This window comes from Tateyamaria sp. (genome assembly GCF_059783535.1).
The window spans coordinates 48,620-71,026 of sequence record NZ_JBYNDP010000001.1; the positions used below are offsets into that span (position 1 = coordinate 48,620).

At 60.0% G+C, this 22,407-nt stretch carries 25 protein-coding genes and 1 other RNA gene; 8 read left to right on the forward strand and 18 right to left on the reverse strand.

Going from position 1 to position 22,407, the window contains the following annotated elements:
* Nucleotides 1–5: 5 nt before the first annotated feature.
* Nucleotides 6–1,664 carry an FAD-binding dehydrogenase gene (locus tag AC6RA8_RS00265; protein ID WP_500350122.1) on the forward strand — a complete coding sequence of 553 codons (1,659 nt, stop codon included), beginning with the start codon at nt 6–8 and terminating at the stop codon, nt 1,662–1,664.
* Here the strand turns inward: AC6RA8_RS00265 and AC6RA8_RS00270 are convergent.
* The 6 genes from AC6RA8_RS00270 to mgtE form a co-directional block, all read right to left on the reverse strand.
* A complete protein-coding gene (locus AC6RA8_RS00270; RefSeq protein WP_500350123.1) occupies nt 1,647–2,144 on the reverse strand; it encodes a hypothetical protein in 498 nt (165 codons plus the stop codon). The two genes, AC6RA8_RS00265 and AC6RA8_RS00270, sit on opposite strands and share 18 nt — an antisense overlap.
* Before the next feature lie 61 nt (nt 2,145–2,205).
* Entirely contained in the window at nt 2,206–3,984 is a 1,779-nt protein-coding gene (locus tag AC6RA8_RS00275; protein WP_500350124.1) for an SLC13 family permease, read from the reverse strand.
* 26 nt (nt 3,985–4,010) lie between these two features.
* Nucleotides 4,011–4,937, reverse strand: a complete 927-nt coding sequence (locus AC6RA8_RS00280; protein WP_500350125.1) for a DMT family transporter — start codon at nt 4,935–4,937, stop codon at nt 4,011–4,013.
* Complete coding sequence (locus tag AC6RA8_RS00285) at nt 4,934–5,743, reverse strand: TIGR00282 family metallophosphoesterase (RefSeq protein WP_500350126.1); 810 nt, start codon at nt 5,741–5,743, stop codon at nt 4,934–4,936. The genes AC6RA8_RS00280 and AC6RA8_RS00285 overlap by 4 nt, the downstream gene beginning before the upstream one ends.
* Nucleotides 5,744–5,853: 110 nt before the next feature.
* Nucleotides 5,854–6,408, reverse strand: a complete 555-nt coding sequence (locus AC6RA8_RS00290) for a 5-formyltetrahydrofolate cyclo-ligase (RefSeq protein WP_500350127.1) — start codon at nt 6,406–6,408, stop codon at nt 5,854–5,856.
* Nucleotides 6,409–6,472: 64 nt separating this feature from the next.
* Nucleotides 6,473–7,867, reverse strand: coding sequence for a magnesium transporter (gene mgtE, locus AC6RA8_RS00295; protein ID WP_500350128.1), 1,395 nt, complete (start codon nt 7,865–7,867; stop codon nt 6,473–6,475).
* 114 nt (nt 7,868–7,981) lie between these two features.
* On the opposite strand from mgtE, the gene guaD reads away from it, so the two are divergent.
* A complete protein-coding gene (gene guaD / locus AC6RA8_RS00300) occupies nt 7,982–9,268 on the forward strand; it encodes a guanine deaminase (RefSeq protein ID WP_500350129.1) in 1,287 nt (428 codons plus the stop codon).
* Here guaD and AC6RA8_RS00305 read toward each other — a convergent pair.
* From AC6RA8_RS00305 to AC6RA8_RS00325, 5 genes are all read right to left on the reverse strand, one after another.
* Nucleotides 9,265–9,687, reverse strand: a complete 423-nt coding sequence (locus tag AC6RA8_RS00305) for a CAP domain-containing protein (protein ID WP_500350130.1) — start codon at nt 9,685–9,687, stop codon at nt 9,265–9,267. The genes guaD and AC6RA8_RS00305 overlap by 4 nt on opposite strands.
* The gene (locus AC6RA8_RS00310) at nt 9,684–11,024 is read right to left on the reverse strand and encodes an 8-oxoguanine deaminase (RefSeq protein ID WP_500350131.1); all 1,341 of its coding nucleotides are present in this window, start codon (nt 11,022–11,024) and stop codon (nt 9,684–9,686) included. Before AC6RA8_RS00310 ends, AC6RA8_RS00305 begins: the two co-directional genes overlap by 4 nt.
* Nucleotides 11,021–11,815, reverse strand: a complete 795-nt coding sequence (gene hisN, locus AC6RA8_RS00315) for a histidinol-phosphatase (RefSeq protein WP_500350132.1) — start codon at nt 11,813–11,815, stop codon at nt 11,021–11,023. The genes AC6RA8_RS00310 and hisN overlap by 4 nt, the downstream gene beginning before the upstream one ends.
* 56 nt (nt 11,816–11,871) lie before the next feature.
* Nucleotides 11,872–12,243, reverse strand: a complete 372-nt coding sequence (locus tag AC6RA8_RS00320) for a helix-turn-helix domain-containing protein (RefSeq protein ID WP_500350133.1) — start codon at nt 12,241–12,243, stop codon at nt 11,872–11,874.
* A 433-nt stretch (nt 12,244–12,676) separates the two neighbouring features.
* A complete protein-coding gene (locus AC6RA8_RS00325) occupies nt 12,677–13,561 on the reverse strand; it encodes a LysR family transcriptional regulator (protein WP_500350134.1) in 885 nt (294 codons plus the stop codon).
* A 124-nt stretch (nt 13,562–13,685) separates the two neighbouring features.
* Between AC6RA8_RS00325 and AC6RA8_RS00330 the strand changes: the two genes are divergently transcribed.
* The 3 genes from AC6RA8_RS00330 to AC6RA8_RS00340 all read left to right on the forward strand — a co-directional run bounded on the left by AC6RA8_RS00330 (nt 13,686) and on the right by AC6RA8_RS00340 (nt 15,406).
* On the forward strand, nt 13,686–13,901 hold the full coding sequence (locus AC6RA8_RS00330; RefSeq protein ID WP_500350135.1) for a DUF1127 domain-containing protein: 216 nt from the start codon (nt 13,686–13,688) through the stop codon (nt 13,899–13,901).
* 193 nt (nt 13,902–14,094) lie between these two features.
* A complete protein-coding gene (locus tag AC6RA8_RS00335; RefSeq protein ID WP_189369062.1) occupies nt 14,095–14,874 on the forward strand; it encodes a Bax inhibitor-1/YccA family protein in 780 nt (259 codons plus the stop codon).
* 70 nt (nt 14,875–14,944) lie between these two features.
* A complete protein-coding gene (locus AC6RA8_RS00340; RefSeq protein ID WP_500350136.1) occupies nt 14,945–15,406 on the forward strand; it encodes a cupin domain-containing protein in 462 nt (153 codons plus the stop codon).
* A gap of 4 nt (nt 15,407–15,410) precedes the next feature.
* Here the strand turns inward: AC6RA8_RS00340 and AC6RA8_RS00345 are convergent, their stop codons facing one another.
* Nucleotides 15,411–15,887: a GNAT family N-acetyltransferase gene (locus AC6RA8_RS00345; RefSeq protein WP_500350137.1), complete on the reverse strand. Its 477-nt coding sequence runs from the start codon at nt 15,885–15,887 to the stop codon at nt 15,411–15,413.
* 73 nt (nt 15,888–15,960) lie between these two features.
* Nucleotides 15,961–16,128: a 50S ribosomal protein L33 gene (gene rpmG, locus AC6RA8_RS00350; protein ID WP_039682682.1), complete on the reverse strand. Its 168-nt coding sequence runs from the start codon at nt 16,126–16,128 to the stop codon at nt 15,961–15,963.
* 264 nt (nt 16,129–16,392) lie between these two features.
* Here rpmG and AC6RA8_RS00355 point away from each other — a divergent pair, with 264 nt between their 5' ends.
* The 3 genes from AC6RA8_RS00355 (at nt 16,393) to AC6RA8_RS00365 (ending at nt 18,455) form a co-directional block, all read left to right on the forward strand.
* A complete protein-coding gene (locus AC6RA8_RS00355; protein ID WP_500350138.1) occupies nt 16,393–17,355 on the forward strand; it encodes an AraC family transcriptional regulator in 963 nt (320 codons plus the stop codon).
* Between the two features lie 125 nt (nt 17,356–17,480).
* Nucleotides 17,481–17,852 (forward strand): SPW repeat domain-containing protein, encoded by a 372-nt coding sequence (locus AC6RA8_RS00360; RefSeq protein WP_500350182.1) that lies wholly within the window; start codon nt 17,481–17,483, stop codon nt 17,850–17,852.
* A gap of 114 nt (nt 17,853–17,966) precedes the next feature.
* Entirely contained in the window at nt 17,967–18,455 is a 489-nt protein-coding gene (locus AC6RA8_RS00365; protein ID WP_500350139.1) for a YHS domain-containing (seleno)protein, read from the forward strand.
* A gap of 96 nt (nt 18,456–18,551) precedes the next feature.
* Here AC6RA8_RS00365 and rnpB read toward each other — a convergent pair.
* The 5 genes from rnpB to gatC all read right to left on the reverse strand — a co-directional run bounded on the left by rnpB (nt 18,552) and on the right by gatC (nt 22,330).
* Nucleotides 18,552–18,938: RNase P RNA component class A (gene rnpB / locus AC6RA8_RS00370), an RNA gene on the reverse strand.
* A gap of 111 nt (nt 18,939–19,049) precedes the next feature.
* Nucleotides 19,050–19,751, reverse strand: a complete 702-nt coding sequence (locus tag AC6RA8_RS00375) for an N-acetylmuramoyl-L-alanine amidase (protein ID WP_500350140.1) — start codon at nt 19,749–19,751, stop codon at nt 19,050–19,052.
* Nucleotides 19,712–20,524: a hypothetical protein gene (locus AC6RA8_RS00380; RefSeq protein WP_500350141.1), complete on the reverse strand. Its 813-nt coding sequence runs from the start codon at nt 20,522–20,524 to the stop codon at nt 19,712–19,714. The genes AC6RA8_RS00375 and AC6RA8_RS00380 overlap by 40 nt, the downstream gene beginning before the upstream one ends.
* Nucleotides 20,525–20,558: 34 nt before the next feature.
* Nucleotides 20,559–22,043 carry an Asp-tRNA(Asn)/Glu-tRNA(Gln) amidotransferase subunit GatA gene (gene gatA / locus AC6RA8_RS00385; protein ID WP_500350142.1) on the reverse strand — a complete coding sequence of 495 codons (1,485 nt, stop codon included), beginning with the start codon at nt 22,041–22,043 and terminating at the stop codon, nt 20,559–20,561.
* Nucleotides 22,043–22,330, reverse strand: a complete 288-nt coding sequence (gene gatC, locus AC6RA8_RS00390) for an Asp-tRNA(Asn)/Glu-tRNA(Gln) amidotransferase subunit GatC (RefSeq protein WP_189369072.1) — start codon at nt 22,328–22,330, stop codon at nt 22,043–22,045. Before gatC ends, gatA begins: the two co-directional genes overlap by 1 nt.
* Nucleotides 22,331–22,407 lie beyond the last annotated feature (77 nt).

The window sequence follows — 22,407 nt, forward strand, 5'->3', positions numbered from 1 at the left end:
GTGTGATGGACCAGGCAGACGCCATTGTTGTTGGATCGGGCCTTGCCGGTCTGGCCGCCGCCGCCGAGCTTGGAGACCGCGGCAAGCGGGTGATCATCGTTGATCAGGAACCGCGCAGTTTCTTAGGCGGTCAAGCCTTCTGGTCCTTGGGCGGCCTCTTTATGGTCGACACGCCCGAGCAGCGACGCATGGGTATCCGCGACAGTCGCGAACTGGCCCTGAACGACTGGATGGGCAGTGCGCAGTTCGATCGGGACGAAGACGCGATGCCGCGCAAATGGGCCGAGGCCTACATCGACTTTGCCGCGGGTGAAATGCGCCCGTGGCTGCATGCGATGGGGCTACGCTGGTTCCCCATTGTGGGCTGGGCCGAACGGGGGGGCAGCTATGCCGACGGGCACGGCAATTCCGTGCCCCGCTTTCACATCACATGGGGCACCGGGCCCGGCATCATCGAACACTTTGTCCGCCGCTGCGAAGAGCATGAGAAGGCGGGCCTGATCCAGTTCAACTTCCGCCACCAGGTCGACCGGATCGAGATGGAGAACGGCACGGCCAAGGGCGTGAGCGGCACGCTGCTGGCCGAGGATGGGGCTGAACGCGGGCAGGCAACCAACCGGGATGCGGTCAGTGAATTTGCCCTGCACGCATCATCCGTGATTGTCACCTCGGGCGGCATCGGTGGAAATTTCGAGATGGTCCGCAAGGTGTGGCCCACAAACCGCCTTGGTCCAGCGCCCAAAGATATGGTGGCGGGTGTGCCTGCCCATGTGGATGGCCGCATGATCGGCATATCAGAGGCGGCAGGTGGGCATGTCATCAACGGCGACCGCATGTGGCACTACACCGAAGGGGTCAAGAACTGGGACCCGATTTGGCCCAGCCACGGCATCCGCATCCTACCTGGCCCTTCGTCGATGTGGTTCGACGCCGAGGGCAACCGCTTTGCGCCCCCCGCCCTGCCCGGTTTCGACAGCATGTCGACCCTGCGGGACATTTTGGCAACCGGGTATGATTATAGCTGGTTCGTGCTAACGCAGAAGGTCATCAAGAAGGAGTTTGCACTGTCAGGCTCAGAACAGAACCCAGACCTGACGTCCAAGAAATGGTCTGAGGTGATCAAACAGCGCATCCTTTCCGGCAAGAAAGCGACGGCACCGGTCGAAGCGTTCAAGGAAAAAGGCGAAGACTTTGTCGTCGCAAACGACCTTGGAACGCTCGTGCGGGGAATGAACCAGATCGCAGGTGGCAACTTGATAGACGAGGCAAAGCTGCGCGCCCAGATCGAAGCCCGAGACGCCCAGATCGACAACCCGTTTTCCAAGGATGCACAGATGATGGCGATCCATGCCGCACGCAACTATCGCGGTGATCGATTGCTGCGCACCGCCAAGCCACACAAGTTCCTCGACCCGGCCAACGGTCCCCTGATCGCCGTCAAACTGCACGTTCTGACGCGCAAAACGCTGGGCGGCCTGCACACCACGCTCGACAGCCAAATGATCGGCGCAGACGGGCAACCTGTCCCCGGCCTGTTCGCAGCGGGCGAAGTCGCGGGCTTTGGCGGCGGCGGCTATCACGGCTACAACGCGCTTGAGGGAACGTTCCTGGGTGGCTGCATCTTCTCGGGACGCAACGCCGGACGGTCAAAATCGATCGCCTGATGGCCCACCGACACGCGCCTGACGCGCTGGCTCCAGATGCACTGGCGCTTCACCAAAAAGATGCGCGACACCCACGTCATCGAACATGGCCCAGCGGGCAGCGATCAACTGAAAATGCCGCGTCTCGCACCCCCATGCGTCGCGTGAAAAGCGTGATCGCCAGACCCCTTCGACACGCATGGGCAATTGGATCGTATCGATCCCCTCATCACGCCACCCCGCCGTTTTGGACCGCGCCTGAAACAGCATTGCCCGCAACCGCGCCTCAAGGCTCTTGGCTTGTTTGGCGCGCCGTCCGGCAAACAACACCTGAATGGCGGCCCCATCGCGCAGAAAACCACGCACAACCAGATCCTGCCGGTTGTTGCGATGAACCTGAGGCACAAGCCCAACGGTGATCCGCCGCACCGGTGAGCGAAACAATCCGTTATCCTCGTAAGCGGGGGTGATAAGATGCGCGGGGCGGCGAAGGTCGGGCATGGCATGTGCTGAGGTTGACTATCCCTCCGCATAGCAGCCCCGCGTTAACGGAACGTTGCCGTCAAAGAGGCCAGATAAATGGAATAATGGCCGAGGCCAGAAGCCCCACACTCAGGTTCAGCGGAATGCCTACACGCATGAAATCCGTGAACTTGTAGCCGCCCGGGCCGTAGACCAGCATGTTGGTTTGATAGCCTATGGGCGTCGCGAATGAGGCCGAGGCGGCCACCATCACCGCGACGACCAAGGGACGCGGGTCAATTCCCAGGGCCGTTGCCAGACCGATGGCAATCGGCGTGACGACCACCGCAACGGCATTGTTACTGACAAGCTCGGTCAGAACCGATGTTAGCAAGTACACCGCCCATACAATCAGAAAGGGCGGCAAAACCATCAGACCCGGCGCAATCGCATCAACGATCAGCGACACGGCCCCGGTCGCCTCCAATGCCGCGCCAATGGCAAGCATGGAGAAAATCAACGCCAACAGGCGACCGTCGACAAATGAAAACGCCTCATCCGCGTCGATGCAGCGGGTAAGCAAAACGACCGCCACCGCCAAAACAGACAGCATGAGGATCGGTGCAACACCAAAAGCAGCCAATATGACAATGCCCAGCAACGCAGCCAGCGCAATCGGGGCGTGACTGCGGCGGTACTCACGCTGCGACGGCTTGGAAACATCGACCATATCCATGTCTGCAGCCAAACGCTGGATGTCTTCGGGCGCCCCTTCCAGGAGCAACGTGTCGCCCACTTTGACCACCAATTCGTCAAGCTGCAGCCCGATGTTCTGGTTCCGGCGATGCACAGCAAGGGGATAGACGCCGTAGCGACGGCGCAAGCGCAATGTCCCCAGCGACCGGCCCACCATTCTGCAGCCCGGCGTAATGAGCACCTCGACCGTTGTCGTTTCAACCGCACCAACTTGGTCAATGCGTTTGAGCTCCTTGTTGCGTTGTAGGCTCAGAAGCTCGGTCATCTGCGTGCGCAGAACCACGCGGTCCCCAACCTGCAACTCCACCCCCTGCATATTGCGGCGCAAGGATTCGTCCCCGCGGATCACATCGACCAGACGCACGCCGTCACGCTTGAACAGCTGAACGCCCGTGACCTCACGCCCCACAAGGTTCGAATCCGGCGGGATCACCGCTTCGGTAAAGAACTTCATGCGGCTGCGGTCACTTAACAACCCCGCCATGCTGTCCCGGTCCGGCAGCAGCATTGGTCCGAAAAAGCGGAGATAGATCATGCCCCAGATCACTAGGATGATGCCCAGCGGGGTCACTTCGAAGATGGTAAATGGCTCCATCCCCTGGGTTCGGGCCACACCATCCACCAGCAGGTTTGTCGAAGTTCCGATCAGGGTGAGCGTACCGCCCAAGATCGCGGCATAACTGAGCGGAATAAGCATCTTCGACGGGCGCAGCCCCATGGTCTTGGCCAGTTGAATGATCACCGGGATCATCACAACCACAACAGGCGTGTTCGACACGATCGCCGAGCTTAAGATCACAAAAGCCATCAACAGGACGACGGCAATCGCTGGGTTGGTGCGGGCCTTTCGATCAGCCAGCCCCGTAAAAGCGTCCAGCGCGCCCGTTCGCACAAGCGCACCCATAATGATGAACATGGACGCAATGGTCCAAGGTGCGGGGTTCGACAACACTGCTAGGGCGTCATCGTAGGGCAGCGCGCCCGTGGCCAGCATCAGGGCGGCCCCGCCAATGGCGACCACCTCGGTCGGAAAGACTTCGCGCAGAAACAGCACGAACATCACGCCGACGACCACCAGTGTCAGAATGGCATTACCTGTTTGCGAAAGCTCAATAAGCCCCATGGGCGTGGCCCTTGTTCATGCGCACATCAGCGCGCACTGTCCCCCAAGGGACCGACCTCTGCAACCCGTGCGCGACGCGGTTGGACCAGAAACATGCCCACAATCATAAGGGCGAGCGCACTCCACACCGTCGGCGCATAGGTTTCACCAAGGATCAGACGCGCCCAAAACACACCGAAGAGTGTGACGAGAAAGCTGACCTGAACGGCAAAGACCGGCCCGGCACGCCCCACCAACCAGACATATCCCGCGTAAATCAGCACATGCGTTGTTGCACTGATGGCGAGTGCGATGTCCGGGGCACCAAACGGCGGGCGCGGATCGATCCACTGATCACTGAAGACGGCAAGCGGCAAGGCAATGATGGCACCGACAATGGAGGCACCCCACAGGACCTGAATAGCGTCCAACCCGGCAGTGCCCCAGCGCGCGACATAGTTGCCCTCGAAGGCATAGAACAGGCCCGAGATCAGCCCCACACCAACCCAGATGACGGGGATCGCCCCGGCCAGCGCAGCGTTGGGCAGCACAATCATCAGCACGGCTGTCAATCCGACGAGCAACCCTATGAAACGCCGCCATTCGAACCGGTCCAGACCAAGCGTCAGCGCGATGGGAAAGGCCCAGATCGGAATCATCGACAGCAGGATCGACATGATGCCTGACGGCAGATGCACCGCAGCCTGATAGCTGGCCGAGTTCGGCAACACGGATCCAATCAAGGCAATGACAAGATAGACGCGAAGATGCGTCCGGCCCCAATGCAACCGCACATTTTTCAGAAGACCCAGTGCCGTCATCACGACAGCGCCGATCACCAATTGCCAGAACAAGAGGCCGAAGTGCTGATAACCCGTGCTGACCGCGATCTTGGTCAACGGCATGGTCAGGCCCCACCCCGCCCCTAGCAGGATCAGCACGGCGGTAAAGCCCAGCGCTGCTTCGCGTGTCATGGACCGCAGGTTTGCAACAGACCACCTTCGCGCACCATTTCGATGCGCGTGGCACGACCGTCATTCCCGGTCTCAACATACACACCGGACAGGGTTGCGGGGCCCAGGGCCGGTTGGAACCGTTCTTTGGGCATGCCAGTGATGAAACGGCGCAATGGCTCGTCGCGCTGCATGCCAATGACCGAATTGTAATCGCCACACATGCCCGCATCTGTCAGATAGGCGCAGCCTTTGGACAGGATCATGGCATCAGCAGTCGGCACATGCGTATGTGTCCCAACCATCAGGCTCGCCCGCCCGTCACACCAATGGCCCATGGCCATCTTCTCGGACGTTGCCTCGCAATGAAAATCCACAATGATCGCATCAGCCTGCCCGCCCAGCGGAGGGGTACGGAACACGGTCTCACGCGCCGAAACCGGGTCATCAAAGGCGCGTTTCATGAACACCTGCCCGAGGGCCTGTGCCACCAGCACTTTTGTCCCGTTGCGCGCCGTGAAGAGGCGCGCACCCTTGCCGGGTGCCGCCTTGGAATAATTGAGAGGGCGGATGATGCGCGGTTCCTCCTCGATGAACCGCAACATATCCTTCTGGTCAAAGGCGTGATCGCCCAGGGTCACGCAATCTGCACCGGCCTCAAGCAACAGCTTTGCATGCGCGCCGGACAGGCCCATGCCAGAGGTCGCGTTCTCTCCGTTCACCACGACAAAGTCGAGGTTCCAGTCGGTGCGCAAGCGCGGCAGATGATCGGTGATCGCCTGCCGACCGGCCCGGCCCATGACGTCACCCAGGAAAAGAAGTTTCATACTTGCCCATATGCCGCGATCCACAGGTGCGGCAAGCGAAATGCACGTACGGACTCACCTTGCCCCTTTCAAAACCCAAATGGACGGCCACAGTCAGGCTGCTCGCCCGGTCAAACTTCAATGATTTCGGTGTCCGTGACGATCAGGTCCAGCGGCTGATCTGTTGGCTCCAAAGGCAGCTCCGCCATCTCTTGCGCGCCGTAAGCAAACCCAATGGCCAAGGTTGCGCGTCGGCCGCGCAATCCCTCCAGCGTGCGATCATAAAACCCGCCGCCATACCCCAAACGCCCGCCCGCGCGGGTAAAGGTCACCAACGGCACAATGACAATCTCCGGCTCAAGCAGCTCTTCGATGGCCGGCACTTGCGCACCAAATGGGCCATCCGTCATCGCACAGCCCGGAATCCACTGCGAAAATACCAAAGGTAACCCTGCGCCGCGGATAACCGGAACAGCAACAGGACCATGCGCGGATGCCTCAGCCATAACGGGCAGCGGGTCGATCTCGGACCGGATCGGCATATAACCGGCCAGAGGCACGCCGCGATAGCCTGCCAACACAGATGACAACAGACCGCTCGCGCCTCCCATATCCAGATCAAACGCCGCCTTGCGGGCAGCAAACGCCTGTTTCCGGATCGCGGCCTTGTCCTCGGTCAACGACATGAATGCCCTCCTTCGGGACGGCGGGCGGGGCGTCTTTGCCGCAGGCAAACAGCGGCCGCCCCCGTCACAGCAACACCAACGCAGCCAGCCCAAGAAAGGCAAAGAACCCAACGACGTCCGTCACGGTGGTCACAAACGCTCCCGACGCCAGCGCCGGGTCGATCCCAACACGGTCCAGAATGATCGGAATGCCCGTCCCGGCCAGACCCGCCACCACCATGTTCACCACCATGGCTGCCGCAATCACGTAACCCAGTGCAGGCGATCCGAACCAGATCACGCCAACGACCCCCATCACAACGGCAAAGACAGCCCCATTGATCAACCCGACAAGAACCTCGCGCCGGATCACGCGCCATACGTTCGCGCCCGTCAAATCCTTGGTGGCAATGGCCCGCACGGCCACCGTCAATGACTGGGTTCCAGCATTTCCACCCATTGAGGCCACGATCGGCATCAGAACGGCCAGTGCCACGATCTGCGCAATTGCCATTTCGAACTGAGCGATGACAAGCGATGCAAGTATCGAAGTCACGAGGTTCACCGCCAGCCATGGAATGCGCCGCTTCGTGGTCTCGCGCACGCGGTCGGACAGGGCCGACTCTTCGCCCACTCCCGCAAGACGCAGGATATCTTCCTCGTGCTCCTCATCCAGTACGGCCATGGCATCATCAATGGTGATCAAGCCAATCAATCGCCCCTCGTCATCAACCACGGGGGCCGAGATCAGGTGATACTGGTTAAACGCATAGGCCACGTCGCTTTCATCCTGACTGGCCGGGATCACTTGAAAGGTTTCTTCCACCAGATCGGCCAGCGGAACCTCGCGGCGCGAACGCATCAGCTTGCCAAGGGTTACGTTCCCCACCGGATGCAGTCGCGGGTCTATCAGAACGATATGATAGAACTGCTTGGGCAGTTCGTCTTCGTCCGCACTCCGCAGCCGGTCAATGGCCTCACCCACCGTCCAATGCTCGGGCGCCATGACCACCTCGCGCTGCATGAGGCGGCCGGCAGAGTATTCAGGAAAGGTCAGCGACTGCTCAACCAGTGCCCGGTCCGTGTCTTCCAGCACGTCCAAGATCTGTTCTTGCTGCGCGTCGTCCAGATCTTCAATCAGGTCGACCACATCATCGCTGTCCAGATCACGCACCGCATCGGCGAGAACGGTGGGCTTAAGTACGCCAATCACCTCTTCCCGGATCGACTCATCCAGTTCCGACAGGATGTCACCGTCAAACTCACGGTCATACAGGCGTATCAGGCGTGACCGGTCAAAGGCGTTGATCTGTTCCAGAAGGTCGGCGATGTCCGCCGCGTGCAGCGGCTCCATCAACTTGGTCAGCTGGTCACGATCCTCGATGTCAACGGCATAGAGGATCGCGGAAACATCCTTGCGTTCAAGGACATAGGCATTGTCATCTGTTGCGGGATCGGTCACGTCGGTCTGATCTGACATGGCGTGCGTCTCCCTTTCCGTCGCGTCGTGGGCGACCATAGGGCGCGGCCCCTGTGCTGACAATGGGCCCGATTTCGCTTTGCGCCGCCAGCTGCCCCCCGGCATAAGACGGGCATGACAAATGCGCATCTTTTGACCGGCCACGTGCTGACCTTTAACGGCGATCCTTTCGTTGAACCTTGGAACACAGCGGTACAAGTCCTGGAAAACAGCGCCGTTCTGGTCGAGGACGGGACAATTGCCGCTGTTGGAACCGATGCATTGTCGCAAGGCGCTCAGGCAACGCGCCACGACTATACCGGCCATCTGATCTGCCCCGGCTTCATGGACGCCCATGCGCACTACCCACAGACCGCTATCATCGCATCCTGGGGCAAACGCCTGATCGACTGGCTGAACACCTATACTTTTCCCGAAGAAATGCGGTTCGAAGACCCTACCTATGCGAAGGCAACGGCGGAGCGGTATCTGGACCTTTTGCTCGATCACGGCACAACATCCGTCGCGAGCTTTTGCACGATCCACCCAGAAAGCGTTGACGCCCTGTTCAATGCGGCAGCCGAGCGCAACATGGCTGTGGTCGCGGGCAAGACCTGTATGGACCGCAACGCTCCTGACGGTCTGCGCGACACCGCGAAGTCAGCCTATGACGACAGCAAGACGCTGCTGGAGAAATGGCATGGTCAGGGTCGCGCGCGCTATGCCATCACGCCCCGCTTTTCACCCACTTCGACCGAGGATCAGCTGTCCGCGCTTGGCGCACTATGGGCCGAGCACCCCGATGCCCTGATGCAAACACATCTGAGCGAACAGGTGGACGAAATCGAATGGGTGCGTGGTCTTTATCCGCACGCCCGCGACTACCTCGACACCTATGAGCAGCACGGGCTTCTGGGCGAACGTGGCCTCTACGGTCACGCCATCCATCTTGAGGCGCGCGAGATCGACCAATTGCGCGCGGTGGGCGCGGGCCTTGTCCACTGCCCTACCTCCAATACATTCATCGGATCAGGTCTGTTTGACCTTATGGGCTTGGCCGCAAACGGCATACATACAGGCCTCGCAACGGACACCGGCGGTGGCTCATCCTTCTCAATGCTGCGATCCATGGCTGCCGCTTATGAGATTGCGCAGCTCCGCGGCACCGCAGTACACGCCGCACAGCTTTTGTGGCTCGCTACGGCAGGGTCGGCCCGGGTACTGCACCGCGCGGATGAGATTGGCAGCATCGCTCCCGGGCTGGTCGGGGACTTGTGTATCCTCGATCTCGCTTCGACCCCGGCGATCGCACAGCGCCATGCGCGCGCCGAAAACATCTGGGATGCAATCTTCCCAACGCTCATGATGGGTGATGACCGGGCCATTGCGGATGTTTGGGTGGGCGGGCAGCGCCGCACCTAGCAGGGCGCCGCCAACACCATGACCCAAATGTTGCCCGGCGCTTGGGCCAGGCCGACGGCTTCTGCTTTGCGATGCAGGATATTGCGCCGATGCCCGCGCGATCCCATCCACGACGTCATCACCTCGGACAGGCTGCGTTGGCCTGCGGCTATGTTTTCCGCGCCAAAGCAGTACCGATACCCAACACGGTCCAAACGTTGACCAATGTCAGATCCATCCGATCCTTTATGGGCAAAGAACCCAGCGCGCACCATGTCTTCGGCATGGGCACGCGCTGCAGCCTCCAGCTTGGCATCGTAAACAAGCGGCGCGCGGTTCTGCGCGGCACGCTTGGCGTTGATTGCTGCCATTGCCGTTGGATCGGCTGCCGCAGCGTTCGCCACCAGGATCAGGGCAATGGAAAACAAAACGTGTTTCATAGGGCAGCGCTCAGGTTTCGGGCCATCTCGTTCTGGCGTGCGATGACCTGTGACAGATCAATGGTCGTCAACTGCCCGTCACGCACAACCTGTCGCCCTTCAACAAACAGATCCCGCACCGTCGTTGGGCCAGCCAGCAACAACGCCGCCGGGTCCCAACTGCCCGCAGCCTCGATCCCGCTGATATCCCAGATGGCCACATCTGCCCGCGCACCCACTTGCAGACGCCCGCATTCAGGGCGGCCAAGAATATCGGCCCCGCCGCGCGTTGCAATCTCCAATGCCTCCTGCGCGCTCATCGCATCTGCTCCCGTTGCCACCCTCTGCAACAACATGGCCTGTCGCGCCTCGGCCACCAAATTGCCCGCATCGTTGCTGGCAGAGCCGTCAACACCCAGGCCAACTGGCACGCCCGCATCGCGCATGGCCCGCACCGGCGCAATGCCAGACCCGAGGCGACAGTTCGAACAGGGGCAATGTGCAACGCCGGTGCCCGTCCGGGCAAACAGGTCAATTTCATCCGCATCCAGCTTCACACAATGCGCATGCCATACATCAGGCCCAACCCAGCCCAGATCCTCTGCATATTGCCCTGGCCGACATCCAAATTGCGCAAGAGAATAGGCGATATCCTCATCATTCTCGGCCAGATGGGTGTGCATCATCACCCCCTTGTCCCGCGCCAGCAAAGCCGCATCACGCATCAACTCACGACTGACCGAGAATGGCGAACAAGGTGCAACACCGACCCGGCACTTGGACCCGGGTTCAGGGTCATGAAAGCCATCGATCACCCGCGCCATGTCCTCCAGAATGGCCGCTTCATCCTCAACCAGCCCGTCCGGTGGCAACCCGCCCGCACTCTCGCCAATGCTCATGGCGCCGCGCGTCGGATGGAACCTCAACCCGACCTCTTGCGCGGCGGCAATCGTGTCTTCGAGCCGGACACCATTCGGGTAGAGGTACAAATGATCTGAGGACAGTGTGCAGCCAGACAGGGCCAATTCGGCCAACCCGATCTGCGCAGATGTGAACATATGCTCAGGTGTGAAGCGCGCCCAGATGGGATAAAGGGCTTGCAACCAGCCAAAGAGCGGCGCGTCTTGCGCCTGCGGCACAGCGCGCGTCAACGTCTGGTAAAGGTGGTGATGCGTGTTGACCAAGCCCGGTGTGACAATACAGCCCGCCCCATCGACGATCTCGGCCGCTGACTCCAGCTCATGCCCAATTTCGGCCACTTGTCCGTTCCGCAATAGCACATCGGCATCCCGCAGAATACGACGGTTGTCGTCCATCGTCACGACGTGTGCCGCACGCCGGATCAGGGTTGCCGTCACAGATGGCCCGCCAGAATGTCCAGCGCCGCGCGATGAATGTCGGCATTTGCGGCAGCAACCACGCGACCGCCATCATGCACCGGGCCACCCGACCAATCCGTGACAATGCCACCGGCCGCTTCAATGAGACCGATAGGGGCCTGAATGTCATAGCTGTTCAAGCCGGCCTCGATCACCAGATCGATCTGACCGGCGGCCAAAAGCGCATAGGCATAACAATCCATGCCGTAACGCACCAGTTTGACGCACTCTGCCACGGCCTCGAACCCGGCCCGTTCTGCCTCCGTGCCAACCTCGGGAAACGTCGTAAACAGAACGGCGTCGGACAAAGGACGCGGCGCTCGTGTCGCAAGTGCATGCTGCCCCAGCGGGCCGCGCAAATGCGCGTGACCATCTGCCCCCCAGAACCGTTCCCGAATGTAAGGCTGGTCGATCATGCCAAAAAAGGGGCCATTCCCATCACCAACGGCGATCAAAACGCCCCATGTTGGCGTACCCGATACGAACCCGCGGGTACCGTCGATCGGATCCAACACCCATGTGAGGCCACTGGATCCGGACTGCGCGCCAAACTCTTCGCCCAGAATGGCGTCGTCCGGACGCTTGTCCGCCAGCACAGCGCGCATCGCCTGTTCTGCAGCGCGATCCGCTATGGTCACTGGATCATACCCGTCAGACGCCTTGTTTTCGTCGCCGAGGTCACGCGCGCGAAAATGCGGCAAGATGGCAGTCGCAGCCGCGTCTGCCATAGAATGGGCCACTTCGGCCAACTCAGAAATAAGTGTGCTCATACCAATCGGGTGCCAGAGTGGCACCCGTGACGCAAGCCCGGACTACATCGAAGAGATCAGGCGACGTCGCTCAAAACCCGTGCAAGCTCGAAAAGGCGGCGGCGCTGTGCCTCGGGGATCGCGTAATATGTACGGACCAGCTCCATTGCCTCTTTGTCGCTGAGCATATCGGCAGGGACAGCCCCGGTCACCGCAGCCTGGCTGACATCTTCCTTCAGACCTTCGAAGAAAAAGGCAGCAGGAACGCCCATCGCTTCTCCGATATCCCAAAGACGGGACGCGCTGACGCGGTTTGCCCCGGTCTCGTACTTCTGAATCTGCTGAAATTTGATGCCAACCATGTCAGCCAGCTTTTGCTGGGTCATCCCGATAAGCCACCTACGCTGCCGGATACGCTTCCCGACATGTACATCAACCAAATGTGCCATGGTGCTCCCAACCCTGTGATGTCGTTATGGGCGCGCTTTGCGCCCATTTGAATGGCGCGTTCCGTACTCTCGCGCCGTGTTCATTGGCAATATAATACGTATGACATGCCCAATTTTCAATGAAAGATACCCGCTTGACGGGAATCGCATGCGCGGTTTTCAGCCATAAGGCGTGTCGTCACAAGTGATACTTTGACCAAGGAGAACTTGTGCCTCCTGGATTCCAAATGGTACCAACATCAGAATGGAAATCAAATTCTCTATACTTTTCAACATACTAAATCGCAACACTTAGAGTTCTCGTTGATCCGCCGCAGCGGTAACACGTGATGACTACCAAAGTAACCACAATTTTATCTAGGTCAGCAGGGATGACAGGCACGCCCGTCGATTGGCCGATTTCCGCCCAATCACCTCCGCGCTGCCCCTGATGTCAGCGGTTCGCGACGGCGCGCAAGGTCGTTGCGTCCGGCGCCGCGAAAGCGCGACGCAGGAAACCGACAAGCGCGTCATGCACCTCGTTGACCGCACCTCCCGCTCCATACAGATTGATACTGTGCATTGGCAGGTCAGGCAACGCGCCCCCATGCTCGATCCGATCCAGATGCGGCGGCTCGGTCCCTTCGATCATGGTGTGCACAGCAAGATCCGCGCTCACTGTTGCCTCGATCGTGCGGTCGCTCTCGGTTTCGACTACGACGTCCCAGGGGATATCCGCGGCGTCCAATCGCTCAACAACGCGGGGGCGGAACGTGCATTGCCGACCAAAGGCCAGTTTCAACGGCCGTTGCCGCCAAGCCGACCCACCGGGGGCACCCACCCAGCACAACGGCTTCGTGCATAGCTGCTCACCCCCGGCATCCATACCAGTTTCCGTCGTTAGGATGATGTCACAGGCACCCTTTGCGAACTCGGCCTTCAACCGACGTGTGTATGAACTGTCCAGTTGCACCTTAACACGGGGGAAAGCTGCGTGGAATTGCTTCAACACGCGGGGAATGGCCGGGTAGACGATGTCGTGCGGCACACCCAGCGTGATCTCGCCTTCATAGGCCTGATCGGTCAAACGGGTGATGACCTCGTCATTCAACGCCACCATGCGGCGGGCAAAGACCAGCAACTGCTCGCCCGAGGCCGTCAACGCGATGGTCCGGCCGGATCGGTCGAACAGGTCTAGACCCAACAACTCCTCCAACCGTTTCAACTGCATCGACACAGCCGACTGTGTCAGATGCAAAAACCCTGCGGCACGGGTAACGCCGCCGCTCTCAGCGACCGCGACAAACGACCGAAGCGTCGTGATGTCCAAGTTCCTCACATCACACTCCCTGATACTTCACATCAAAAACATTCGTTTTAAGAATGTGTCATAATCCCCCATATACATCATGACAGTTGATTTGACTTCGGTCAATCATCACAGAATTAGAAAGGACAGCCCAATGGCATTTACAGACATCACCACCCGTCACACCAATATGAAGCCTGCAGCACGTCGCCTTCCGACGCTCGGCACGTTGCTTGATGTCTGGAAGTCCCGTCGCGCGCTGGCACGTCTGGATGCGCGGCAACTGGACGACATTGGCATCAGTGCAGACCGCGCTGAACGCGAAAGCGCAAAGCCGATCTGGGACGTCCCCGCCACCTGGCGTGACTGAACAATCGGCCATGTGTGCGTGTACTGTGCGGCATTTATGACAAAACTGGTCGGAATGTCGCATCGAACCGGTAGGAAAGCCCCGAAAAACCCTTGAATGACAGGGGAACTGACCCGATATTTAGCCCAATGCGGGCGGAAATCCGCGACCGGCGGATCAGCCGCCGGGAATGGTATCAATTTGGAGGTCAGTCATGGCTGAGTTGAATACGATCCGGTCCGCGGCCGGTACACGCGCCGCCCAGATCGATGCGGGCCTACGCGCGCATATGAACAAAGTGTATGGGACCATGTCTGTCGGCATGCTCATCACTGCACTGGCGGCATGGGCTATTGCTGGCCTGGCTGTCACATCCGACCCGACAGGTGCAACCGTCGCCCTGCGTGAAGGCCAGTACCTGACCGGCCTCGGCACCGTACTGTACACCACCCCGCTGCGCTGGGTCGTGATGTTTGCACCCCTTGCTTTCCTGCTGTTTGGCTGGGGCGCTCTGATGCGCCGTGGCTCCGCAGCCGCCGTACAGCTGGGCTTCTTCATCTTCGCCGCCGTCATGGGCGTGTCGATGAGCTCGATCTTCCTGGTGTTCACCGCCTACTCGATCACGCAGACCTTCCTGGTCACCGCGATCGCCTTCGCAGGTCTCAGCCTCTATGGCTACACCACGAAGAAAGATCTGAGCGGTATGGGCACCTTCCTGATGATGGGTGTGATCGGCCTGATCGTGGCGATGATCATCAACATCTTCTTGCAGTCGCCTGCAATGATGTTTGCCATCTCGGCCATCGGCGTTCTGATCTTTGCTGGTCTGACAGCGTTCTACACGCAGGACATCAAGAATACATATGTGGCACACGCCGCACATGGTGATCAGGAATGGCTGGAGAAAGCCGCCATTGACGGCGCGCTCAGCCTCTACATCTCGTTCCTGAACATGTTCCAGTTCCTGCTCATGTTCATGGGCCAGCAGGAATAGCCTGCACAAACAGACACGCGAAAAGGCCGGTCCAAGCGACCGGCCTTTTTTATTTTGGAAAGGGGTGTTCATGACTGTGATCAAACGCGGCACAGCCCGCACTGAAAATGGCAAGGCCGACGATCCACTGGGCCGTTACACAGCCGAACGGATCAGCGACACCGGCGGGCTCAGCCAGTTCGGGGCATTCATTGAAACGCTCCCGCCCGGGTCCGCTTCATCCTTCAACCACTGGCACGAAGCGCTAGATGAAATGATCCTTCTGCTCTCAGGGACAGTCACGCTGATCGAAGATAGTATCGAAACCGTACTCGAACCCGGCGACGCAGCGACCTGGGCGGCTGGTGTGCCCGTCGGCCATAATCTGCGGAACGATAGTGACAGTGACGCGCGCTATCTCGTGATCGGAACAAGGGCGCCAAGTGACCGCGTGACCTATCCAACCCGGGACCGCGTTCTCATCTACGACCGAACCACAGACACCCGCCGGTACGAGACACTGGACGGCCACCCTAGTACCAAACCGGATTGACCAGTCAAAGCTCTTGCAACATCCGCAGGGACGGAAAGACGATGCCAGCGGCCAGAGGCACATCTATTCGCCCAATCACCCGAAAACCGACCGCTTCATAGAACGGGACCGCCGTTCGGGTTGCCCAGCACTCCAACCGCGTAACTCCGCTAGTCCGGGCCACGTCGAATGTGTGCTGCATCAGGCGACGCCCCACCCCACGCCTCAGCGCACGATCATCTGTCACAACATGCCGGATATGACCAAGGGTTCGGTCCGTCTTATCCCGGGTCCACCCGCCAGCACCCAGGATGCGACCATCCTCTTCGACGACGTAATACGTGCCACTGGCCAGCAACTCGGGCCGCGCCCGACTGATGATTGGCAAGGCCGTTACCAGAACTGAAGGTGGGTAGTCCGCCTTTAGCAGTTTCGGATAAGTGCGGGCCAGAAGGGCATCCACAACAGCCATGTCTGCCTTGGTGGTCGGTCGGATAATCAACAGAGACTCCTGCTACAACGAAAAAGGCCGCGTCCCGATGGGCGCGGCCTTGGCATTCGAAAGAGGGGCGATCTTACTTGATCTTACCTTCTTTGTATTCGACGTGCTTGCGCGCCACGGGATCGTACTTCCGTACGACCATTTTCTCGGTCATGGTGCGCGCGTTTTTCTTGGTCACATAGAAGTGGCCGGTGCCTGCGGTCGAGTTCAGGCGGATCTTGATCGTGGTTGGCTTGGCCATCTGCTGTCTCCTGCATCGCCAAATAAGCCAAGTGGGCCCGCTGGCGGGAAATTCGTCTAGAGCCGCGCTTTTACCCGCGTCCCCCCCCGAGTCAACCCCGCGCGCGCCGGGAACGTCAGGCGAAGACGGATTTTTCCATCTCGCTTGATTTCAACCCTACGATCTTGAGCGATCCCACATGAAAATCCGGCCATACATTCACTTTCCTGTGCCGATCGTTCCGAATACTGGACAGACGGCCTGCTGCATGCACATCTCGGATCCATGCTTGATCCACTCAGCGATATCCTCACCCGACTCACGCTCAAGGGCACCTTGTACTTTCGCACGTCCTTCACCCCGCCCTGGGGTGTGGCCGTGCCCACGCACGAAAAGGTGGCACGCTTTCACTTCGCCCATCGTGGCGACTGTCGCGTGCGGATCAAACCGTCGAACACGGTGGTGTCTGTCGCCCAGGGCGACCTGATCATCATCCCACACGGGGCCGCCCATGACCTGTTCAGTGGACGAGATGACAGGGACACAGTCCTGCCACTGGAAACGGTCTTGGAAAGCTCGGGCTACACGGGCGAAGGCGTTCTGGTCCATGGCGGCACCGAGGATGACAGGGACACGCAACTTATCTGCGGCCACTTTTCCTTGGCGGATCATGCAACGCACATGTTGCTGAACCAATTGCCGGACTACATCCTGATCCCCAATTACGGGGAAAGCGCTGGACGCTGGATGGAAACATCGCTGCGGCTGATCGCGGACGAAACCGGGCAAGACAAGCTGGGCAGCGACCTGATCGCCCAGAAAATCTCCGAAGTGATCTTCGCTCAGGCGCTGCGCACCTTCATCGAAACAGATGCAGCCACGCAAACCGGACTGGCCGGGTTTGCCGATCCGCATATCTCGCGCGCGCTTATGGCCTTTCATAAGCAGCCCGCCGAAGGGTGGAGTGTCGAAAGCCTCGCCCGCGCTGCGGGACAGTCGCGCACAGGGTTCGCAGTGCATTTTGCACAAAAGATGGGTGTGACGCCGCTGCAATATCTGACCGATTGGCGGATGCAGATCGCGCAGCAGGACCTTATCACCCAAAACAAGCCAATCGCCGAGATTGCGCGCGATGTTGGCTATGCGTCTGACTCGGCATTTGCACGTGTCTTCAAACGCGAAGTTGGACAAAGCCCAGCCGCGTTTCGGAACGAACACGTCGGAAAAACGCACCAGATCGCCAATTAGTCCAGAAACCCGAACGATCGGTCAAGAAAGCTGAACGTTCGAAAATGGAACTCACAAGCAAAGACGCACATCTTTCTTTCATCACAGCGGCACAGATCGCCGCATTGATTTCGAAAGGAAAGCTTATGTCATTGCGTTTTGTCAGCAAGGAAATCCACGCCTATCTCGACTACCCCGTCGCCATTGGCCTGATGGCGATGCCCGGCCTCTTGGGTCTTGGGCAATCGCACCCCATGGCCTTCTGGCTCTCGGTTGTCACCGGTGTTGCGGCCTTTGTCTTGACGGTGCTGACCGACCACCATCTCGGTCTGATCCGGGTCCTGCCTTACAAACTGCACCTCGCCGTCGACGGTGTCGTTGGCGGCGCATTCCTCGCAGCACCGTTCCTTTTCGGGTTCTCGGGTCTCGATGCCGCTTACTACTGGGTCTTGGGCGCAACCGTGGCTGTGGTGGTGTCACTGCACAAGGCTGACACGGCCGAACGAGGTCTGCTCTAAGCACCCTCCCCCAAAACCCTCTCTCCCTCTCAAAAACCTCCTCCTTGGCATGGCAACTGCTGCGCCAAACCAACCGGGCTATGCCCAACAAACCTCGAAACGAAAGGAAAACCCATGTTTCGCACTCTCACTCTCGCCACCATCATCGCAGGCGCCGCGGCGCTGTCCTTCACTTCGCATGCCATGGCCGCAGATGAATACAACGTCTCGACCGGTATTACGGCCGCAGGCGCACCCCTTGGCCTGCACGGTGTCGATCCCGTTGCCTTCATCGCATCGGGCAACCCGGTCGAAGGTGTGGCGGCACACACGGTCGTCCATGACGGCGTTGCGTACCGCTTTGCATCTGAAGACAACCTGAAGACTTTCAAAGCCGCACCAGCCGAGTACCTGCCGCAAAACGGTGGCTTCTGCACCTTCGGTGTGTCTGTGGGCAAGAAATTCGACGGCGACCCCGACTACGCGGCAGTGATCGACAACAAGCTGTATGTCTTCCTGAATGCCGACATCTTCGAAGCGTTCAACAAGGACCGCGCCGGAACGATCTCGAAGGCGGCAACGCAGTGGACAGACATCCGCAGCACGCCTGTCGAAGAACTCTGAGAAAGCGTTCACCTCCATTCGAACCCGGTCGTGTTCGGATTGGATTTAAATCGGGGCAAGTGCAGGAGCGCTTGCCCTTTTTCGTGGCGGGTGGTCGCGCGCGGAAGGGCTGTAAGCCGGATTCTGTCTAGGCGGGTTGCCCCGCCCGAGATGACCATTCATCTTGCGACACTGTTGCCAGTGCCGCTCTAGCTGCCAACCCGGACCTGCTGGGGCAGAAGCAGCCCCGCTGGTTGCCCAGCACGCGGTCCCTATTTGGCATTGCTCCCGGTGGGGCTTGCCGTGCCCGGTCTGTTGCCAGCCCGGCGGTGGGCTCTTACCCCACCGTTTCACCCTTACTGCAGCGTGCCGCAGCGGTCTGTTTTCTGTGGCGCTGTCCGTCGGGTTGCCCCGCCCGGGTGTTACCCGGCACCGTTGCTTCTGGGAGTCCGGACTTTCCTCTCAAACAGGTTTCCCCATCCAAGCGGCCATCCGCCCCTCCGCGCCGCTTGCCCTTACGTGTGGGAGCGGGGGCGCGTCAATGGGGATCGCTGCGCAAGCAGTGAGCGCAGGAGCCTTCTGCGGTGATATTTTCAGACAGAAGAAACTTGGAGCTCAGGTCTGCTGGGTCCTATGCCCAATCGGAGCAAAGTCTTCCGGTTCAATCGGACCCGTTTTGAAAGGCCTGTAACGAAGGCGCACTGCTGCAAGCAGCGTTTCCGGGTCGACATCAGCCGCGTAACCAGCCGATCTGGCAAGCGTCGCAAAACTCTCCAGATCAGGATCTTCGGGGGAAAAATCATGTCCCCGCCTCGCGGCGAGTCCCTTCGCTTCTAGCCGTGACCAATCGAACCAGGGACCGGGGTCAAACTTCCGCCCTGGCGCCATGTCCGAATGACCAATGACATTCTCACTCGGGATGTCCCACGCTTGCAGGATCGTGCGTAACAGCACCTCAAGGCTTTGCATCAGTACTTCTGCAAAGGAACTCTGCCCATCATTGTCGAGCTCAATGCCAATAGAGCGGGAGTTAATGTCGGAAAGCCCCTGCCATTCCCCTGCCCCCGCGTGCCAGGCGCGCAGCCCTTCCGGTACCAACTGCGTGACACGGCCTGATTTACAGATCACGTAGTGCGCCGACACCTCGGTTTCTGGATCACACAGCCGCTCAATGGCAGCCTCTGCCGTGTCCATCGCCGTGTAGTGCAACACCACAAAGCGCGGCGTCAGACCATCACGCCGCGAGCCGCAATTCGGCGAAGGATGCCAGTGGAGGATCAGTTGCCAGCCGCCCGGCGGAACGGCGCCGGATCCCAACCGCAGGCATAGCCATCCCCATCGGGATCAATGCCACGGCGGTCACGTTCCGGGCCACCACGGGCCAGAAAGTCGATCTGCGCCTCGTCGGCCGAGCTGTATTCCGCACAATTTCGCTGGAACTTCGCAGCAGAACCAACGCTAAAGCGGCGGTGGACGCGCGTGCCCTTGGGGTGCCGGGTCTGGAGCGCATATTGCACAACGTTCGGCTGCGCATTGCCTGCGCGGGACGGCAAAGCCGTGGGCTGAACCACCTGGTATTGCTGACGGTTCGCCTCCAGACGGGCGGCATCGCTTTCGATACTCTGGCGCGACGACACAGCGTCAAAGTTGTTCTCGTCCGAAATACCCGGATTGTTCAGGATCACAGGCGCCGCATTCGATGGGCTCGCATTAAGCACCGCCTGCCCGGAGTTTCCGCGTGCGGCGGCAGCATCATTCTCGGCCGCAATCTGCGCCAGTTCCGCATCGAGGCTTGCAGGATTTGACACCGCCCGAGGAGTTGCCCGTCCCTGAGCCGTGGCCGCGGGTACCGCAGGCTGGGCCTGCGACGCGGGTGGCAAGGATTGCGCGCCCACAGCTGGCGCAGCAGGCACCGCTGCCGCCGCCAATTGGGCATCACGCGCTTCACGCGCCGCCAGGGTGTTGGGATTATTGAAACCAACACCGCGACCCGGATCAACAATGCCGCTCCCACTGTCGGGGACGACAGGCTGACATGCCGAAACCGCGGCAACCGCGCCGAGGATCAGAAAACTGCGGAAAGGTATCATCTGCTCTACACTTCTTTGGTACAGTCGAACTGGGTTACCACCATTTCTGCGGTTTTGCTATAAACCCAGCCCGGGCCTCCAGCGCATAAGCGGTGTTCAGCAAATCGCCTTCTTCCCATGGGCGGCCAATCAACTGCAGACCCAACGGCAATCCATTCGCATCCGTCCCCGCGGGGACAGCGATCCCCGGCAGGCCCGCCATGTTGACGGTGACTGTGAACACGTCGTTCAGATACATCTGCACCGGATCGTCCGATGCCTCTCCCAGACCAAAGGCGGCAGACGGCGTCGCAGGGGTCAGGATCGCATCGATCCCTTGGGCAAACACGTCCTCGAAATCCTTCTTGATCAGTGTCCGCACCTTGCGTGCACGGTTGTAATAGGCGTCATAGAAACCCGCCGACAGCACGTAAGTGCCTATCATCACACGACGTTTCACCTCGTCGCCAAACCCTTCCGCACGGGTCTTTTCGTACATCTCAGTGATGCCATCGCCCTGATCCAGCTTTGCGCGGTGGCCATAGCGCACCCCGTCATAGCGGGCGAGGTTCGACGACGCCTCCGCCGGCGCAATCACGTAATAGGCGGGCAAAGCGTATTTCGTATGCGGCAAGGAGATATCGACAATCTCCGCGCCTGCATCGGCCAACATCTCGCGGCCCTGCGCCCAAAGCGTCTCGATCTCTTCGGGCATGCCATCCATGCGATATTCCGCTGGTATGCCGATCTTCTTGCCCTTGATGTCGCCGGTCAGCATTGCCTCGAAATTCGGCACCGGCAAATCTGCGCTGGTCGAATCCTTGGGATCATGGCTGCACATGGCCTCCAGCATGATGGCCGCATCGCGAACCGACTTGGTCATCGGTCCCGCCTGATCCAGCGAGGAAGCAAAGGCCACCACACCCCAGCGCGAACAGCGCCCATAGGTGGGCTTGATACCTGTAATGCCAGTGAAGGCCGCAGGCTGGCGAATGGAGCCACCGGTATCGGTGCCGGTCGCCGCAAGACACAGATCAGCCGCCACGGCGCTGGCTGACCCACCGGACGACCCACCGGGGGTCAGGGCAGCCTCATCATTGCCACGGCGCCAGGGGTTCACCGCATTGCCATAAACGGACGTCTCGTTGGACGAGCCCATGGCGAACTCATCCATGTTCAGCTTGCCCAGCATGACCGCACCCGCATCCAGCAGGTTGCCACTTACGGTGCTTTCATATTCAGGCAAAAACCCTTCCAGAATGCGGCTCCCGGCCTGGCTCGGCACACCCTTGGTGCAGAACAGGTCCTTGATACCGATGGGCAACCCGCACATGTCGGGCGCATCACCCGCCTTGATCCGCGCATCCGCCGCCTTGGCTTGGTCACGCGCGATCTCGGGCGTGTTGTGGACAAAGGCGTTCAGCGCCCCCGCCCCTTCGATCTCGGTCAGACACGCCTCGGTCAACTCGACCGATGTTACATCGCCCTTGCGTAGCGCATCACGGGCCTCAGCCAGCCCCAGCTTGTTCAATTCAGCCATTACTCAACCACCTTCGGCACGGCAAAGAACCCTTCGCGGGCATCCGGGGCATTCGCCAGCACCTTGTCCTGCTGCCCGCCATCAGTCACCTCATCCACACGGCGCTTCAAACGCTGCGGCGTGACCGAGGTCATGGGCTCCACACCCTCGACATCCACTTCACTCAGCTGCTCGATGAAGCCAAGGATCGTGTTGAATTCGGACGCCAGGGCCGGAAGCTGGTCTTCCTCGACCTTGATCCGGGCCAGTTTCGCCACGCGGGCGGCGGTGCTTTGATCGATGGACATGAAACCCCTCGTGTTCTCGTCTCGTCGGGCAATAGCGAAGGGATGGGCCACCTTCAAGCCTTGGCCCTTGCCCCACC